Below are 17,309 nucleotides of genomic sequence, written 5' to 3' on the forward strand. Positions count from 1 at the left end.
AGAAATGCCGTCAATGGCGCGAGAGGCTGCCGCTGGATTTGTGTCGCGAGCCCGCGCCCTGGCGCGGAGGCTGTCGCGTCATGTCCGCGCGGCGCCGCTGCTGGCAGCCAGCCTGCTGATCGGCTTCACGGCGCCTGTCCTGGCGGCCGACGCGATCCGGGGCGAGGCGACTTTCTCGGCCAGCGGCGGCTTTGCCCGTCTCGTGATCAAGCTCGGGGAGGACGTCCCCTCCGAGGTGACGACGGCCGGCTCCATTCTCGTCATCCGCTTCGACCGGGCGGTCGACGTTCCGGTCGACCGCGTTCCGGAAGGTGCGCCCGACTACGTCAACTCCGCCCGCCGCGATCCCGACGGCGGCGCCATCCGCCTGTCGCTGGCGCGGCGCGTCACCGTCAACACCATGAATGCCGGCGAACGCACCTTCATCGACCTCTTGCCGGAGGGTTGGAAGGGGCCGCCGCCGAGCCTACCGATGGACGTGGTCAAGGAACTTGCCGAGCGCGCGCGCGTCGCCGAACGCGCGCTGCGCGCCCAGCGCGCCGCGGCGGAGAGCAAGAAGCGTCCGCAGATCCGCGTGCGCGCCTCGGTGCAGCCGACCTTCGTCCGCTTCGTGTTCGAGATGCCCGACGGCGTCGGCGTGTCCTCCGTGCTCAACGAGCAGAAGCTCACGCTCGCTTTCAACGCCAACCTCAATTTCGATCTGGCGGACGCGGTCGTCGCAGCGCCGCCGAACGTCGCCTCGATCAAGCAGAAGGGCGACATCGACCAGACCAGTGTCGAGATCGCGCTGATCGGCGATTCCGACGTGCATTCCTTCCGCGACGAGAAGAACTACGTCGTCGATATCTCTTTCCAGCCGGACAAGGGCAAGATGGCCAATTCGGCGGAGGCTGCGATCGCGCAGGCCAAGCCCCCCGCCCATGGACCGGCGGCTCCGCCTGAAAAGCCGGCGGCCGAGAAGCCGAAGGACGCGCAGCGCGAGATCGCGCCGCCGACGTCCGAGACGATCGCGCGCGAAGCCAGGATCGACGTCAAGCCCGAGGTGAAGGCGGAAGCGCCCGCGGCCATGCCGCCCGCTGAAGCGCCGAAATCGGTGCCGGCTCCTGCATCCGAAGCCGGACACGCTGCGCAAGCGCCCAAGGAAGCGCCCAAGGAAGCGCCGAAGGAAGTTGCAAAGACTGTCGCGCCAGTTGCAGAAACTGCGGTCGCGCCTGCCAAGCCCGTCATGGCCGAAGCGCCTCAAGCGGTCGTGAAGGAAGCTGCCAAGGAACCTGTCAAGGAACCCGTCAAGGAGCCGGTCAAGGAAGCCGTCAAGACTGCGCCAGCAGATCCCGCCGCGCCACCACAGCCGAGTGGTGCCAGCGTTGATGTCCGTCGCGACAGCGACGGCCTGCGCGTGACCTTCCCGCTTCAGGTCGCAACGCCTGCGGCGGCGTTCCGCCGTGGCGACACCGTCTGGCTGGTGTTCGATACAGCGAAGCCGATCGACGTCGAGGCGATCCGCACCAAGGGCGGTGCGATGATCGGCGAGGTCGGCCGCGTCCCGCTCGAGAAGGGACAGGCGGTACGCATCCGTCTCACCCGGCCGCTGGTCTATTCGCTGTCGAGCGAGGAGGTCGGCAAGCAGACCAACTGGCTCTTGACCCTCGCCGACAGGATCCAGGCGACGCCGCTGCCGCTGATGATCTCGCGCAACATCACCGACCCGGCGCTTGCCAACATCGCGATCCCCTTCGCCAATCCGGGGCTCCTGCACAAGCTCACCGATCCCGATGCCGGCGACACGCTCTATGTCATCACCGCGCAGCGGCCGGTGCGCGGCTTCATCAAGCGGCAGGACCTCGTCGATCTCGCGCTGCTGGAATCCGCGCATGGCATCGCGATCCGGCCGAATTCCGACGAGGTCGGCGTCGAGGTCGGGGCCGACAAGGTCATCCTCGGCAAGAAGGGCGGGCTGACGCTGTCGCCGGTCGACATCTCGGCCGAGCGCGCGCCGACTGCAGTGCGGCCGGTCTTCAGCCCCGAAGGCTGGCGCAAGGGCCAGTCGGAAAATTTCATAGCGCGCCAGAACGAGCTGATCACGGCGATCTCCAACGTCGAACCGGCGATGCGTTCGCTGCCGCGGCTCGACCTCGCGCAATTCTACATGTCGCGCGCGATGTATCACGAGGCCAAGGCCGTCACCGAATTGATGCTGGCCGATCCCCTCAACAAGGAGGAGAGCGGTGCGCTGATCATGCATGCGATCGCGAGCATCCTGATCGGCCGGCCGGCGCAGGGCCTGAAGGACCTCGCCAACCCCGTGATCGGCAACAGCCACGATTCCCAGCTCTGGAAGGCACTCGCCTATGCGCGCCAGGGCAAATGGGCGGATGCGCGCGAGAAGTTCAAGAACGTCGAATTCGCCATCGCCTCGCTGCCGCTCGACATCCAGCGCATCGTGACGATGGAGGCAATGCGCGCTTCGCTCGAGGTGAAGGATTATGCCGGCGCCTCCAAGCGCCGCAGCGAGCTCGAGGTGGTCGGTGTCTCGCCCGAGGCCGCGCCCGGCTTTGCCGTGCTGCGCGGCCGGCTCGCCGAGGCGCTCGGCCACGACAAGGACGCGCTCGACGACTACAAGTTCGCGGTTGGCTCGTCCGACCGGCCGGCTGCGGCCGAGGCGAAGCAGCTCGAGGTCGCGCTGCGGCAGAAGCGCGACGAGATCGGCAAGGAAGACGCGCTGCGCGAGCTCGAAACGCTCGCTATGACCTGGCGCGGCGACTCGATCGAGGTCAAGACGCTCCAGATGCTGTCGCAGATGTTTGCCGAGAACGGGCGCTACCGGGATGCGCTCACCGCGGCGCGTACCGCGACAAAGCTGCAGCCGAACGCGGACGCCTCGCGACAGGCGCAGGACCTCGCCTCCGACCTGTTCACGCAGATCTTCCTGGGACCCAAAGGCGACGAGCTGCCGCCGATCGAAGCGCTGGGGATGTTCTACGAGTTCCGCGAACTGACCCCGATCGGCCGCCGCGGCGACGAACTGATCCGACGCCTCTCCGACCGTCTCGCCTCGATCGATCTGCTCGACCAGGCCGCCGAGCTCCTGCAATACCAGGTCGACCATCGCCTCGAAGGCGCGGCGCGTGCGCAAGTCGCCGCGCGCCTCTCCATGATCTATCTCGCCAACCGCAGACCCGACATGGCGATCACGGCGTTGCGCGCGAGCCGTATCAGCGACCTCTCAGGCGAACTCAGGCAGCAACGCCTGCTGCTGGAGGCGCGTGCGCAGAGCGACGTCGGCCGCCACGATCTCGCGCTCGACATCGTCTCCAACGTTACGGGGCGCGAGGTGCTGCGCCTGCGATCCGACATCTTCTGGGCGGCGCGGCGCTGGCGTGAGTCCGCCGAGCAGATCGAGCTCTATTACGGCGAGCGCTTTCGCGACTTCAAGCCGCTCAACGCTGTGGAGAAAAGCGACATCATCCGCGCAGCCGTCGGTTATGCGCTCGCCGACGACTCGATCGGCGTGTCGCGCTTCCGCGAGAAATATGCGCCGCTGATGAGCGAGAGCGCCGATCGGCTCGCCTTCGACATCGCGAGCAAACCGACCGGCGCCTCCAGCGCGGAGTTTGCCGATATCGCCAAGCTGGCTGCCAGCGTCGACACGCTCGACGGCTTCCTGCGCGAGATGAAGCAGCGCTTCCCCGACGCCACCGCCCGCGCGCCGGCCTCTCCGCAGGCCAAGGACGAATCCGACCACACCGGCTCGCTGCCCACGATTCCAGTGGTGCGGCAGATCAAGATGACGCGGTAGGATCGCTGCTCCTTCTGGGCCTCGCGAGAGGTGTCCGTGACCAAGCTCCTCGAAGTGACGGGCAGGGGCCGAAGACGATCGTCCAGGGGCGCGTACTCATCAACCTGATCAGCCCGCGCGGACGTAAGCCATGTCCATTCAGTCTTTGACACCGGACATGGCCCGTTTGGCTTTGCTAGTCGGCTCAGGGCTCCAAGTCCATTGTGAGAAACACATACTCCGCGAACCGATCTTTGGGCATAGAAACAGCGAAGCAGCTAAGGCCAGCAAGCGACGTTAACGGGCTTAATGGAGCTTTACCCGCACCTGATAAATTGCCGACCCCAAGGTCGACGCAAGCACTAGCACGAGACCAAGCCCGATCATGGGGTTCCTTGCGATCACTGCCGCAAGCGATACCCCCAGCGCTGCGGCCAACATCTGCCAGAAACCCAAAAGGGCCGAGGCAGCACCGGCGCGATCGCCGAATGGCGAAAGAGCTTGCGCGCTGCAGAGCGGATTGACCATGCCCATGCCCAGCAGGAATACGCATGCGCCGACAAGAAATGGCAAAAAGCGCCCGTCGAAAAGCGCGAACAGCAACACCATGCCGCCACCGACACAGGCCAGCGCGAGGCCAATGCAAATCGATCGGTCGAGACCAAGGTGCGGAACAATTTTTGTAGCGATAATGCCCGCGCTAAAGACGATCATGACAGTGCCTGCGAAGAACAGGCCGAGTTGCATGGGTGTGAAGTCGAGGCCTTCTATCAAGACACGCGGCAACGCCGAAAACATTGCAAACAGCGCACCTAAGATGAGGCTGACAGTTGCGGCAGGAACCAAGAAACGGCGGTCAGTCGATAGCGACCAGTAATTCTTGGCGATCGTCGAGAAATCGAACCCGGCGCGTGGCGCGTGGTGCGTTTCTCCGAAAGCCGCAAGAAATGCTGAAGCGGCGACGACGGCGAAGATCCCGACGAACACAAATGCTGAACGCCAGCCAAAAAAATGATCCAGCGCGCCACCGACCAGGGGCGAGAATCCGGGCGCCGCTGCCATCGCAACCATAACGAAGGTGAGCACGCGCGCTAGCTTTTCGCCCTGAAAAAGATCTCTTGCGATAGCTCGCGAAAGCACAGACGTGGCACATGCGCCACCGGCCTGCACAACGCGACCAATCAATAGTGCCGTCAAATCATCGGCTAACGCGCACCATATGCTACCTGCGAAAAATACAGCAAACCCGATCATCACGGGTATGCGCCGGCCGAAACGATCCGACAACGGACCGACAACAAGTTGTCCGACCGCGAACATGGCGAGGAATATGGTGATAGCTGACGTTACCTGAGCGCTGGAGACGCCTACCGCGACGGCGATACTCGGGAGCGAAGGCAACAGAATGTTGGTGGCCAACGTGCCACTCGCAGACAACGCAGCAAGAACGGCGACCTGAAGACCAAGCGGCACGATTCGAGCGAACGGACGGTTTTCGACGTTGCTGGTCATAAGCCGCTTCGGATCAATGGATGATAACCATCATATCAACGGACCATTGAATTCGCAACCTGAGCATATTCCGGTATGTCACGACCCGCCGAACGCGCCCACGGTGGCGGGCCTCCGCCTTGCACTGGTAAGCTGAAGTGCATGCCTGCAAACCCTGGGCGAGAGAGGATGGGGGCGCTGACCGCTCCCCGGGCCCGCTACCCCCCGTAACTCTGCACCAGGCTCCCTGCCACCAGCGACCACCCGTCGACCAGCACGAAGAAGATCAGCTTGAACGGCAGCGAGATGGTTGCGGGCGGCAGCATCATCATGCCCATCGACATCAGCACGGAGGCGACGACGAGGTCGATGATCAGGAAGGGAAGGAACAGCAGAAAGCCGATCTCAAAGGCGCGCTTCAGCTCCGAGATCATGAAGGCGGGGACGAGGATGCGTAAGCCGAGCTCGTCGGGAGTGGCGGGCGGCGGCTCGCCGGACAGATCCAGGAACAGCTTGAGGTCCTTCTCGCGCACGTTCTTCTGCATGAAGCCGCGCAGGGGGACGGAGGCGCGCTGAAGCGCGTCCTCGACGCCGAGCTGATTGGCGACGAGCGGACGGATGCCTTCGTCGTAGGATTTTTGCAGGACGGGTCCCATCACGAAGAAGGTGAGGAACATCGCCAGCGCGATGATCACCGAGTTCGGCGGGGCGGTAGCGGTGCCCATCGCGGTGCGAAGCAGCGACAGCACGACCACGATGCGCGTGAACGACGTCATCATGATCAGGATCGACGGGGCGATCGACAGCACCGTCAGCAGCGCGATCAGCTGGATCGCGCGCTCGGTGACGCCGCCACCGCCAGCGCCTCCACCGCCGAGATTGATGCTGATGTCCTGCGCATGCGCCGGCATCGCGAGCGAAGCCGCGCCGATCAGGACAGAAAGAAAAAAAACTCTACGCGGGAGGGCCGGCAGCCTCACGAAGACGGCTTCGGACGGCCGAGCAACGAGGCCATCTCGTCTTCGAGATTTTCAAAGCTGGTCTTTTCCGGAGCCGGCTTTGCGGGAGCGGCCGGTGGTGCCGGCGGTTCGCTGCGGGCCGCACGTGGAGGAGCGGCGGGGGGCTCCGGGGCGACCGGAGGGGCAAGCGTCTCGCCGGCGGGGCGGCGCAGCGCAGCTTCGAGTCGCTGCGCCATCTCGGCGAGATTCTGCTCGGCGCTCGATGGCGCCGCAGGAGCGGGCGCCGGCGGCGGAACGGGCGGAGCCTGCGGCAAAGGCGGAGGGGGCGCGGCTACGCGCTCGGCGCGCACTGGAGGCGCCTTCACCGGCTCGCTCTGGCGCGGCGGACGCGGCATCAGAGGGGGTTCGTTGCGCGCAACGCGCGGCGGAATAGGTTCGGGACGCAGCTCGCGCTCGGGGCGCGGCGCGATCGGCTCGGAGGGGAAGCCGCCTAGGGGCGGCTCGTTGCGGCGGTCGGCCAGGGCGGGAGAGGGCCGGCGCACTTCGTCGGCAAAGGAGGGGCGCGCGGGCCGCGGCGGCGGCTCGGGCATTTGCGGCTCGGGATGGTCGAGCAGCTCGGGCCGCGGTGCTTCGTCGGCCCAGTTGCTGGTATCATGCATCGGCGCAAGACGCGGCTCGGTGGCATTGGGGCGCTGCGGGAGCTGGTCGCGGCCGGGCGCTGCGCGCACGATGTTGGGTTCGACGACGATGTCGGTGGGGCCGCCGATCATCAGAAGATGCTCGACATTGTCACGCCGGACCAGCACCAGGCGGCGGCGGCCGTCGACCGCGGCGGCATCGATCACGGCGAGCCGGGGCATCCGGCCGCGCTGGGTGTTGGCGCCGAGCCGGCTGGTTGCGAATCGGCGAACCAGCCATGCAGCGACGCCGATCAACGCCAGAACGACGATGAACGCGACGATGAAGGTGATAGGGCTGCCTTGCATACTTGTCCCCGACAAATGGCGCTGTTCTCGGGCCCGTGGTCAGATGCGCCAACCACCGGCTTACGTTGCCCCAAACTGCGATTTCTTAACGTCCCACGGCAAGTTTTGCCGTCCCCAACTCTTAATAACCCATGAATCGCTCGATCCAAAACGACTTCTTGGCCTGTGCATGCGCCGCCAAGCGGTTGGGTTAATGCCGCTTTTGGAGGCGTAGAATCACGGGGCACGCGCATTGGTGTCCCGGCGGGGGACAACTGGCTGCGATCTCCTTAACCAGCTGTTAACCATACAGGCGGCAAATTCTGCCTAGCTTCGGACCATGGGTCCTGCGAGGCGGAAGGAGCCGCAACGATGTCCATCAACGATCTTCCGGTGCTCTCGGCGCTTCGCACCAAGATGCAATGGCACCAGGAGCGCCAGCGCGTCCTGTCCGAGAACGTCTCCAATTCCGACACGCCTAAATTCCGGCCGCGCGACCTGGTCGAGCCGAAACTGGACAAGGCCGGCGCCGTCACGGGTTCGATGGGCCCCTTGAAGCTCACCCGCACCAGCGGTTCCCACATGGCGCCGTCAGGCGCGGCCTCCGGATTCGACCAGAACAAGAATGCGGGTTTTGAGACCCGCCCCGCGGGCAACGCCGTCAATCTCGAAGAGGAGATGATGAAGGCCGCCAGCAACCAGATGGATTATGCGGCGGCGACCTCGCTCTATTCGAAGAGCCTGCACCTGCTCAAGACCGCGATCGGCAAAGGCTAGAGCTAGAGGAAGCGCATCATGGCGAATGACAGCAGTGACTTTGCCCGCTCGATGGCGATCGCGACCTCCGGTCTGCGGGCGCAGGCCGGGCGCATGCGGGTGATCTCGGAGAACATCGCAAATGCGGATTCGACGGCGCCGACCGCCGGCGGCGATCCTTACCGGCGCAAGGTGCCGACCTTCTCCTCCGCGCTCGACCGTACACTCGACGCGCAGGTCGTTACCCTCGGCAGGATCAAGCCCGACCAGTCCAGTTTCCGCACCAAATACGAGCCGAACAATCCGGCGGCGGATGCGACCGGCAACGTCAAATATCCCAACGTGAACTCGGTGGTCGAGATGACCGACATGCGCGACGCGCAGCGGTCGTACGAGGCCAATCTCAACATCATCAGCGCGACGCGCCGGATGATCCAGCGCACCCTCGACATCCTCAAGAGCTGAACAGGACATTTGAACCATGGCAACACCGACAATTGCCGCCAACGCCTATGCAAACCTCGCCCGCGTGCTGGAGAACAGCGGTGCCGGCAAGGGCAGCGAGCCGAGCGGGCAGTCCTTTGCCTCGCTTCTGAAAGACACCGTCGGCAGCGTCCTGGAGTCCGGCCGCAAATCCGATGCGCAGACGGTGGCGATGGCCGCCGGCAAGGCCAACGTGATGGACGTGGTCACGGCGGTCGCAGACACCGACGTCGCCGTGTCCACGCTGGTCTCCGTCCGCGACCGCGTGATCGCGGCCTATGAAGACATCATGAAGATGCCGATCTGATTTTTGGTGCTCGCGCCCACCCCAATCGTCATTGCGAGCGTAGCGAAGCAATCCAGAATCTTTCCGAAGCGGCAGTCTGGATTGCTTCGCTACGCTCGCAATGACGGGGGATAGGCCTTCGCATCGCTCGCAACAGCGATGGGGAGGCGAGGAATGAACAAAGGAACTGCGAAATGACCGGACCGGAAACCCTCGACGTCGCGCGTGATGCGATCTGGACCATCGTGATCGTGTCGTCGCCCCTGATGGTGGTCGGCCTCGTGGTCGGCGTCGTCGTGTCGCTGTTCCAGGCGCTGACGCAGATCCAGGAGCAGACGCTGATCTACGTGCCGAAGATCCTGGCCATCTTTGCCACAATGCTGTTGGCCTTGCCGTTCATGGCCGACGCACTGCATTCCCACATGCTGCGGATATCGTCGCGAATCATCGGCGGCTGAGGCACAATGCGCCCGTCATGCGCATCGACGTCTCGCTGCTGCCGGCGCTTGCCGCCTCCTTCATGCTCGCCTTTGCCCGGGTCGGCGCGATGGTGATGCTGTTGCCGGGCCTGGGCGAGACCAATATCCCGACACGGATCAAACTGTCGATCGCGCTGCTGCTCACGCTGATTATCCTGCCGCTGCATCGCAATGCCTATCAGGTCGACATGGGCTCGATCGCGCCGCTGCTGGTCCTGATGCTGCATGAGATCGTGATCGGCATCGTGCTGGGGGCGACCGCGCGGGTGACGTTGTCGGCGCTACAGGTTGCCGGTGCCGTGATCGCGCAGCAGATGGGGCTCGGCTTCGTCACCTCGGTCGATCCGACGCAGGGACAGCAGGGCGTGCTGGTCGGCAACTTCCTGACGATACTGGGGGTCACGCTGCTGTTCGCCACCGACAGTCATCATCTGGTGATCGCGGCGCTGAACGACAGCTACACCATCTTCGCGCCGGGCGAGACGGTGTCGAGCGGCGATGTCGCCGCGCTGGCGACGCGTGCCTTCGCCGCCGCGTTCCGCCTGGGCTTGCAACTTTCCGGACCGTTCCTGGTGTTCGGCCTCGTCTTCAACATCGGGCTCGGCGTGCTGGCGCGGCTGATGCCGCAAATGCAGGTCTATTTCGTCGGCGTGCCGCTGTCGATTTTCGCCGGCTTCCTGGTGCTTGCCGTCGTGCTCACGGCGATGATGGGCACCTTTCTCGACTACTTCATCGGTGTCATGCACCAGATGATGCCACTCAAGTGATCGGGTGATCGATGGCGGAAGACAACGATCCAGAGAGTCAAACAGAAGACCCGACGCAAAAACGTCTCGAAGAGGCGCTCGAACGCGGTGACGTCGCCAAGAGCCAGGAGATCAACACCTGGTTCATGATCGCGGGCGCCACGCTCGTGGTCTCGAGCTTCTCGGGATCGGTCGGCAGCGGGCTGTTGGCGCCGATGCGCAACCTGCTCGCCAATTCCTGGATGATCAAGACCGACGGCAGGGCTCTGCTCGCCCTGATGCAGCAGATCGAAGTCGCGGTGCTCGCTGCGGTGGGCGTGCCGCTGCTGATGCTGGTGCTGGCGGCAATTGCCGGCAACATGCTGCAGCACCGCCTGGTCTGGTCGGCCGAATCCCTCAAGCCCAAGTTCAGCAAGCTGTCGCCTGCCGAAGGCCTCAAGCGCATCTTCGGCAAGCAAGCGGCGGCGAACTTCCTCAAGGGTCTCGGCAAGCTGATCGTGCTCGGCGCGGTCATGACCACGATCCTGTGGCCGGAGCGGCATCGCATGGAGGCGATGGTCAGGCTCGATCCGGCCGCCCTGCTCGGCGCCTCCACCGGCCTGACCATTCAGCTGCTCGGCGCGGTGGTCGCGGCGCTCGCGATCATCGCCATCGGCGACTATTTCTTCCAGTATCGCAGCTGGTTCCAGCGCCAGAAGATGTCGCTCCAGGAGATCAAGGAAGAGTACAAGCAGTCCGAAGGCGACCCGCACATCAAGGGCAAGCTCAGGCAACTGCGCCAGCAGCGCTCCAAGAAGCGCATGATGGCGGCGGTTCCCAAAGCCTCAGTGATCATCACCAACCCGACCCACTATTCGATCGCGTTGTCCTACGAGCGCGGCATGTCGGCGCCGATCTGCGTCGCCAAGGGCGTCGACAACCTCGCTTTCAAGATCCGGGAGATCGCGCGCGAGCACGACATCCCGATCGTCGAGAACGTGCCGCTCGCCCGCGCGCTCTACGCCACCGTCGAGATCGACGAGGAAATCCCGACCGAGCACTACCATGCGGTCGCCGAAGTCATCGGCTACGTCATGCGTCTGAAGAGCGGATTTGGTGCCAGCCGGCAATAAAACCCCTGAAAAGTACTGGAAATGGCCGTAATCTGGGAATCAGCGTACCTTTCGCCCCTGCTGCCCTTGCGTCTGCGGGTCCGATTCAGGCAGGGAGGACCCTGCGCGCCCTGTAGCGCGTTGATTCTCTGCCGACAGGCTGTGCCAGCTTGAGATGACTGCCGAGACCGACCACGACCTCACACGCGAGCCCGTTGCGGCGCACGAGCCGTCGCCGCGCTCGGGCAGCATTGCGCTGGTGCTGCTGGTGGCCGCCGGCCTCGTCGCCGTTGCCGTCGGGCTGATGACGCTTGGCCGCGCGCAGGCCCAGCCCTATATTCTCGGCATCCTCGCCGTGCTGGCCATGGTCGGCCTGTTCAACCTGTTCGCCTTCGCCGCCGGCATCATCCGCTTCGTCGATCGCAATCTCGATGATCCCGTGATGGGGCGCATCGCCGACCACGCCTTCGATGGCCTCGCCGTGACCGACCCGCGCGGCCATGTGGTCTATTCCAATGCGGCCTATCTGACGCTGACCGGCGCCGCCGGCCCGCAGGACGTGCGCCCCGTGGAGCGCGTCTTCATCGGCAACCCCGACGTCTCCGAAGCGGTGTTCCGCCTGTTGAAAGCCGCGCGCGAAGGCAAGCGGCAGCAGGAGGAGGTGCGCATCTCCGGCCATGACGGCAGCCAGGGCCGCTGGCTGCGCATGCGGGTGCGGCCCCTCGGCACCGGCAAGCGCGAGACGAGATACGCGGTGTGGTCGATCGCCGACATCACCCGCGACCGCGAGCGCCAGGAGGACGTATTTCAGGAACTCCAGCACGCGATCGAATATCTCGATCACGCGCCCTGCGGTTTCTTCTCGGTCAATCCGGCCGGCGAACTCGCTTACGTCAACGCGACGCTGGCGAACTGGCTCGACTACGACCTCGCCGAGATCGGCTCAGGCGGGCTGAAGCTCACCGACATCGTCTCCGGCGACGGCGCTTCGCTGCTCACGGCGATCGTGGCGGTGCCGGGCGAGGTCAAGACGGAAGTCTTCGACATCGACCTGCGCATGCGTACCGGCAAGACAATGCCGGTGCGGCTCTATCACAAGCTCGCCTTCGGCGCCGACGGTGCGCCGGGGCCGTCGCGCACGCTGGTGATCAGCCGCGCCCGCGACGAGCGCAGCGATCCGGACCGCGCCGCCGAAGTGCGCTTCATGCGCTTCTTCGACCACACCCCGATGGCGATCGCGACGGTCGACCGCGGCGGCAATGTCGTGCGCGCCAATGCGCGTTACGCCAAGCTCGGGCAGGCACTGGGGCTCGACAGCGCCAGTAAGTCGATCTTCCGCGCGGTCAATTCGCGCGACCGGCACCTCTTGATCGCGGCCATCAACCAGGCCGCAGAGGGCCAGGCCGACGTCGCGCCGGTCGAAGTGGCGCTCGAAGGAACCAGAGAGCGCTGGGGCCAGTTCTTCGTCACGCCGGTGGACGCGGCCGAGAACGACGCGGAAGTCGCCATCGTGCACATGCTCGAGACCACCGAGCGGCGCGCGCTGGAGAACCAGATCAACCAGTCGCAGAAGATGGAGACCGTCGGCCAGCTCGCCGGCGGCATCGCCCACGACTTCAACAACGTGCTCTCCGCCATCATGATGGCGAACGACTTCCTGCTGAACGCGCACAAGCCGACCGATCCGTCGTTCCAGGACATCATGCAGATCAAGCAGAACGCGACGCGGGCCGCCACGCTGGTGCGGCAATTGCTGGCGTTCTCGCGGCGGCAGACGCTGCGGCCGCAGGTGCTCGACCTCGGCGATGCGCTCTCCGATCTCGCCATGCTGCTGCGTCGCCTGATCGGCGAGAAGGTCAAGCACGAGACCATCCACGGCCGCGATCTCTGGCCGGTCAAGGTCGACGTCTCCCAGTTCGAGCAGGTCATCGTCAACCTCGCGGTCAACGCGCGCGACGCCATGCCCGACGGCGGCAAGCTGATCATCCGCACCGCCAACGTCACCACCGAGGAAGCGGCCAGGCTGGCCTACAAGGGCATGCCGGCAGCGGACTATGTGCGGATCGAGGTCGCCGATACCGGTACCGGCATCCCTGCCGATATCCGCGACAAGATCTTCGAGCCGTTCTTCTCGACGAAGGAAGTCGGCAAGGGCACTGGCCTCGGGCTCTCCACCGTCTATGGCATCGTCAAGCAGACCGGTGGCTTCATTTACGTGGACTCCGAGCCGGGGCAGGGCACCTCGTTCCAGATCTTCCTGCCGCGCCATCATGCCGAGCCGGAGGTGCAGATCGAGCAGCCGGCACCGGTCGTTGGCGCCAGCAATGGTGCCGCGAAGGAGGCCGGGTCCGCGGCGGACGCCAAGCCCCGCACAGATCTCACCGGACAGGGCACCATCCTCCTGGTCGAGGACGAGGAGGGCCTGCGCGCGCTCAACGCACGCGGTCTGCGCTCTCGCGGCTACACCGTGGTCGAGGCCGAGAACGGCGTCGAGGCGCTGGAGGTGCTGGAAGAGCAGAGCGGCGGAATCGATCTCGTCGTGTCCGACGTCGTCATGCCGGAGATGGACGGCCCGACGCTGCTCAAGGCGATGCGCGAGAAGAACCCCGACATTAAGTTCATCTTCGTCTCTGGCTACGCGGAAGACGCATTCGAGAAGAGCCTGCCCGAAGGCCAGCAGTTCGACTTCCTGCCCAAGCCGTTCACGCTCAGCCAGCTCGTGGCGGCCGTGAAGGAGACGATGGCGAAGGCGGGGTAAGGGCCACAACGCGATGACGACGGAAAAGCGGAATTTGCTGTCGCAAAAGCGCCGGTAACCCGCGACCGCGGTTCCGTCGCACACGCAGCCAAGCTGCCGCCAAAGAGAGGCTTTGTCACATCCCCGCGACTGAGGGCCGCAGCCATAAGTTCCGATAGTGGCTTCCTTTTTACGGAAGCCTGCCCATCTTAGGGGCACGTCCCCATGCCGGGGATCTGGGAAACGAACATGAATTTCTCGCAACGCTCCCGCAGTCTCTTCAAGACGATTGCCGTCGTGCTGGCGCTTGCGCTGCCGACTGCGCTGGCGATCTCGTCCGCCGACGCGCGCGTCGGTGGCGGCATGTCGTCGGGTTCGCGCGGTTCGCGCACCTATTCGGCCCCGCCATCAACCACGACCGCGCCGGGCTCGACCTCGCAGTTCAATCGGACCTACACCCAGCCGGGCGCAGGCATGAATTCGGCTGCCGCCGCACCCGCGCGCGGCGGCCTGTTCGGCCGGGCCGGCGGCTTCATGGGTGGCCTCGCGGCCGGGTTCCTCGGCGCGGGCCTGCTCGGCATGCTGTTTGGCGGTGGCCTGTTCGGCGGCCTCGGCGGTCTGTCGTCGATCATCGGCCTGATCATCCAGATCGTGCTCGTGGTGGTCGCGGTTCGGCTGGCGATGTCATGGTGGCAGCGCCGCCACACCCCGCAGGCGGCCTATGCTGACGCCGGTGCCGGTCCGGGACCGCAGGCGAACAACCGTAGTGGTCTTGGTAGCGGTCTTGGCGGCGGCTTCGGCTTCGGTGCCAACAACGCGCCGCTCGAGATCAAGCCGGACGACTACGAAGCGTTCGAGCGCCTGCTCGGCGATGTCCAGACCGCGTGGTCGAATGAGGACGTGGCCAAGCTGCACACGCTCGCGACGCCGGAAATGGTCTCCTATTTCGAGCAGGACCTCGGCCAGAACCGCGCGCGCAATGTGGTCAACAAGGTCAGCGGCGTGAAGCTGCTGCAGGGCGACCTCGCGGAAGCCTGGCGCGAAGGCGAGACCGATTACGCAACGGTGGCGCTGCGCTTCGCGCTCACCGACAAGACGCTCGACCGCAATACCGGCGCAATTGTCGCCGGCAGCGAGCAGCCGGGCGAGGCCACCGAAGTCTGGACCTTTGCCCGACGTCCGGGCGGCGCCTGGGAATTGTCGGCGATCCAGCAGACCAACTGATCGCGCGTATAGCGACAAACGAGGGCGTCGTGCTTCGGCACGGCGCCCTTTTTGTTTGAGCGGCAGGTTTCCGGTCAGGCGGCCATTTGGGCGAAGCACTTAATTGCTTGTTGGCCGCGCAGAGCTGCCGCAATTTCGCGCCTGCCGGTTGGATGAGGAGATATTCCGTGAGCCAGTGTGTCGCGCGCCTCAGGACAAACCACGAAGGCATTGCCAGGAGTTCGTCGCTGCTGCTGGAGGCGATCGGAACGGCGTATGACCGGATCGAGGCCGAGGGCGATCGCAATTGCTGGATCTATCTTCGCCCGCGGCGGGAGGCACTCGAAGAATGCCATAAGCTGGTGGCGCGCGCGCGGACGGGCGAAAATCTTCCGCTGCTCGGCATTCCATTTGGTGTGAAGGACAATATCGACGTCGCGGGAATGCCGACCACTGCCGCATGTCCGGCCTTTAGCTACACGCCCTGGCATTCCGCGCATAGCGTCGAACGCCTCACCGCAGCCGGCGCAATTTGCCTCGGAAAGACCAATCTCGATCAGTTCGCCACAGGCCTGTCCGGCGTGCGCTCGCCCCATGGCCCCTGCGCGTCGGTTGCCGATGCGCGCTATGTTGCGGGCGGCTCCAGTTCCGGGTCCGCGGTCGCCGTGGCGGCCGGGCACGTCGCCTTTGCGCTCGGCACCGATACCGGCGGCTCGGGGCGCATACCTGCCGGGTTCAACAACATTGTCGGAATCAAGCCGACCGTTGGGCTGGTATCATCACGTGGCCTGGTGCCGAATTGTCCGACGATCGATTGCGTTTCGGTATTCTGCAATACCGTGAGCGACGGCGAGGCAATCCTCGACATCATCGAAGGGTTTGATTTCGAAGATCCCTATAGCCGCCTGCCCAGAACCTTTTTCCCCGCCAACGGAGCGGCGGCATCATTCCGGTTCGGCCGCGTCGCGCCAGCAGATATCGAATGCTTCGGCATGTCGGAATGCGGCGAACTCTACGAGAGCGCTTGCGAACGTCTTGCTCATATCGGAGGAACGGCGATCGAGGTGGACTTCGCCCCATTCCGCCAGGCCGGGGAGTTGATGTTCAGCGGTCCCTGGGTCGCGGAGCGGCACTCTGCCATTGCTTCGCTCATCGACGTCGAATCCGGCTCCTTGCTTGATGTCACGAGAACCGTGCTGAGCTCGGCCGCCGGCTATTCGGCGATCGACACGTTTGGCGCCATTCACCGGCTGCACCGGCTTCGCCGCGACGCCGAAGCAATCTTTGCCGGCATCGATGCCCTGGTGGTTCCGACTGCACCGCGGCCGTTCACACTGGAGGAGATGCATCGTGATCCGATCACCCTCAACAATCGTCTGGGCTACTACTCGTACTTTGCCAATCTACTCGATCTCTGCGGCGTCGCCGTTCCGAATGCGAAATTGCCAAACGGCATGCCCATGGGGGTGACCCTGCTGGCGCCGGCCTGGCACGATCGCGCGCTGATCGGACTGGCGCGGCGGTTCGAGGCCGGCGCAGACGGATCGGCGTTCGAATTGAAATCTGGCGGCTAAAGGGCGGACATTATCCCATCGCCTGTCCGAGCGTAGAAACATCCAGGATCGAAATCACGGATCTTTCGTATCTGATCACGCCTTCGTCCTGGAGCCGCGCGAGTTGCACGGTCACCCATTGCCGGGTGGATCCGATGAGGTTGGCGAGATCCCCGTGGGTAAACGGTATGCCGACGACGATCTCACCGTCGCGCTTTACGCCGTAGACATGCGACAGGAAGATCAGCAGGCTATGCAGCCGCTCGGTGACCGAGCGCGTCCCAAGCATCTGGGCCATTGCCGAATAGCATCGCGCCTTGAATGCGAGGGCATCCAGCAAGGCGACGGCGATTGCCGGCGATTCAAGCGCAAGCCGCCGCAACGCCAGTCCGGGCATGAACGTCAACCGGCTGCGCTCGGCCGCAACCGATGTCCACATGTGCGGGCCCGTCCCGAATATGTCGGGCCCACCGACGAAGTTGCCGGGAAACCAATAGGCGAGCGTGACTTCGCGCCCCGACGGCGCCGCATAGTAGCTGCGTATGCGCCCCTCGCTGATCAGGTAGATCCCGGCCTGTGCGTCGCCCTGAGACCAAACCAGTTGGCCGGCTTCCAGGATCTTTTCGCGTCCGATCGCACGCAAGCGATTGCAATCAGCCCGGTTGAGACCATCCAGCAAGCCGGGTAGCGGTCTGACCAGATCGTCCGACTCTGCGAGCATCACACCTGCCGCTATCGCGCTGTTCGCCCTGTGCATGGCCGGCTCCGCATGTGAGACCCGGCAT

Annotated in this window: 14 protein-coding genes; 10 read left to right on the forward strand and 4 right to left on the reverse strand. The window is 64.8% G+C overall.

Annotated elements, in window-relative coordinates; translation table 11 throughout:
* Positions 1-13 precede the first annotated feature (13 nt).
* The gene (locus AC0L2F_RS12370; protein ID WP_473248538.1) at positions 14-3,796 is read left to right on the forward strand and encodes a tetratricopeptide repeat protein; all 3,783 of its coding nucleotides are present in this window, start codon (positions 14-16) and stop codon (positions 3,794-3,796) included.
* Between the two features lie 285 nt (positions 3,797-4,081).
* On the opposite strand, the gene AC0L2F_RS12375 is transcribed toward AC0L2F_RS12370, so the two are convergent.
* The 3 genes from AC0L2F_RS12375 to AC0L2F_RS12385 form a co-directional block, all read right to left on the reverse strand.
* Positions 4,082-5,287: a multidrug effflux MFS transporter gene (locus AC0L2F_RS12375; RefSeq protein WP_473248539.1), complete on the reverse strand. Its 1,206-nt coding sequence runs from the start codon at positions 5,285-5,287 to the stop codon at positions 4,082-4,084.
* A gap of 197 nt (positions 5,288-5,484) precedes the next feature.
* Positions 5,485-6,246: a flagellar type III secretion system pore protein FliP gene (fliP, locus tag AC0L2F_RS12380; protein ID WP_007612290.1), complete on the reverse strand. Its 762-nt coding sequence runs from the start codon at positions 6,244-6,246 to the stop codon at positions 5,485-5,487.
* Complete coding sequence (locus AC0L2F_RS12385; protein ID WP_473248540.1) at positions 6,243-7,211, reverse strand: flagellar biosynthetic protein FliO; 969 nt, start codon at positions 7,209-7,211, stop codon at positions 6,243-6,245. The genes fliP and AC0L2F_RS12385 overlap by 4 nt, the downstream gene beginning before the upstream one ends.
* 351 nt (positions 7,212-7,562) lie before the next feature.
* Between AC0L2F_RS12385 and flgB the strand changes: the two genes are divergently transcribed.
* The 9 genes from flgB (at position 7,563) to atzF (ending at position 16,545) form a co-directional block, all read left to right on the forward strand.
* Entirely contained in the window at positions 7,563-7,967 is a 405-nt protein-coding gene (gene flgB, locus AC0L2F_RS12390; protein ID WP_007612288.1) for a flagellar basal body rod protein FlgB, read from the forward strand.
* 18 nt (positions 7,968-7,985) lie between these two features.
* Entirely contained in the window at positions 7,986-8,411 is a 426-nt protein-coding gene (flgC, locus tag AC0L2F_RS12395) for a flagellar basal body rod protein FlgC (RefSeq protein WP_063995723.1), read from the forward strand.
* Between the two features lie 16 nt (positions 8,412-8,427).
* Positions 8,428-8,736 carry a flagellar hook-basal body complex protein FliE gene (gene fliE, locus AC0L2F_RS12400; protein WP_007612285.1) on the forward strand — a complete coding sequence of 103 codons (309 nt, stop codon included), beginning with the start codon at positions 8,428-8,430 and terminating at the stop codon, positions 8,734-8,736.
* A gap of 173 nt (positions 8,737-8,909) precedes the next feature.
* The gene (gene fliQ / locus AC0L2F_RS12405) at positions 8,910-9,173 is read left to right on the forward strand and encodes a flagellar biosynthesis protein FliQ (RefSeq protein WP_007612284.1); all 264 of its coding nucleotides are present in this window, start codon (positions 8,910-8,912) and stop codon (positions 9,171-9,173) included.
* Positions 9,174-9,190: 17 nt separating this feature from the next.
* Positions 9,191-9,961 (forward strand): flagellar biosynthetic protein FliR, encoded by a 771-nt coding sequence (gene fliR, locus AC0L2F_RS12410; RefSeq protein WP_007612283.1) that lies wholly within the window; start codon positions 9,191-9,193, stop codon positions 9,959-9,961.
* 11 nt (positions 9,962-9,972) lie between these two features.
* On the forward strand, positions 9,973-11,052 hold the full coding sequence (flhB, locus tag AC0L2F_RS12415; protein WP_473248541.1) for a flagellar biosynthesis protein FlhB: 1,080 nt from the start codon (positions 9,973-9,975) through the stop codon (positions 11,050-11,052).
* A 154-nt stretch (positions 11,053-11,206) separates the two neighbouring features.
* Positions 11,207-13,789 (forward strand): cell cycle histidine kinase CckA, encoded by a 2,583-nt coding sequence (cckA, locus tag AC0L2F_RS12420; protein ID WP_473248543.1) that lies wholly within the window; start codon positions 11,207-11,209, stop codon positions 13,787-13,789.
* 204 nt (positions 13,790-13,993) lie between these two features.
* A complete protein-coding gene (locus tag AC0L2F_RS12425; protein ID WP_473248544.1) occupies positions 13,994-14,992 on the forward strand; it encodes a Tim44 domain-containing protein in 999 nt (332 codons plus the stop codon).
* A gap of 86 nt (positions 14,993-15,078) precedes the next feature.
* Positions 15,079-16,545 carry an allophanate hydrolase gene (gene atzF, locus AC0L2F_RS12430; RefSeq protein WP_473248545.1) on the forward strand — a complete coding sequence of 489 codons (1,467 nt, stop codon included), beginning with the start codon at positions 15,079-15,081 and terminating at the stop codon, positions 16,543-16,545.
* A 10-nt stretch (positions 16,546-16,555) separates the two neighbouring features.
* On the opposite strand, the gene AC0L2F_RS12435 is transcribed toward atzF, so the two are convergent.
* The gene (locus AC0L2F_RS12435; RefSeq protein WP_007612272.1) at positions 16,556-17,281 is read right to left on the reverse strand and encodes a Crp/Fnr family transcriptional regulator; all 726 of its coding nucleotides are present in this window, start codon (positions 17,279-17,281) and stop codon (positions 16,556-16,558) included.
* Positions 17,282-17,309: the final 28 nt, after the last annotated feature.

The organism is Bradyrhizobium sp. Ken64 (genome assembly GCF_055807555.1).

Coding starts and splice junctions, on each gene's coding strand:
- AC0L2F_RS12370 (WP_473248538.1), top strand. CDS start 14: ATGGCGCGAGAGGCTGCCGCTGGATTTGTGTCGCGAGCCCGCGCCCTG.
- AC0L2F_RS12375 (WP_473248539.1), bottom strand. CDS start 5,287: ATGACCAGCAACGTCGAAAACCGTCCGTTCGCTCGAATCGTGCCGCTT.
- AC0L2F_RS12385 (WP_473248540.1), bottom strand. CDS start 7,211: ATGCAAGGCAGCCCTATCACCTTCATCGTCGCGTTCATCGTCGTTCTG.
- flgB (WP_007612288.1), top strand. CDS start 7,563: ATGTCCATCAACGATCTTCCGGTGCTCTCGGCGCTTCGCACCAAGATG.
- flgC (WP_063995723.1), top strand. CDS start 7,986: ATGGCGAATGACAGCAGTGACTTTGCCCGCTCGATGGCGATCGCGACC.
- fliE (WP_007612285.1), top strand. CDS start 8,428: ATGGCAACACCGACAATTGCCGCCAACGCCTATGCAAACCTCGCCCGC.
- fliQ (WP_007612284.1), top strand. CDS start 8,910: ATGACCGGACCGGAAACCCTCGACGTCGCGCGTGATGCGATCTGGACC.
- fliR (WP_007612283.1), top strand. CDS start 9,191: ATGCGCATCGACGTCTCGCTGCTGCCGGCGCTTGCCGCCTCCTTCATG.
- flhB (WP_473248541.1), top strand. CDS start 9,973: ATGGCGGAAGACAACGATCCAGAGAGTCAAACAGAAGACCCGACGCAA.
- cckA (WP_473248543.1), top strand. CDS start 11,207: ATGACTGCCGAGACCGACCACGACCTCACACGCGAGCCCGTTGCGGCG.
- AC0L2F_RS12425 (WP_473248544.1), top strand. CDS start 13,994: ATGCCGGGGATCTGGGAAACGAACATGAATTTCTCGCAACGCTCCCGC.
- AC0L2F_RS12435 (WP_007612272.1), bottom strand. CDS start 17,281: ATGCACAGGGCGAACAGCGCGATAGCGGCAGGTGTGATGCTCGCAGAG.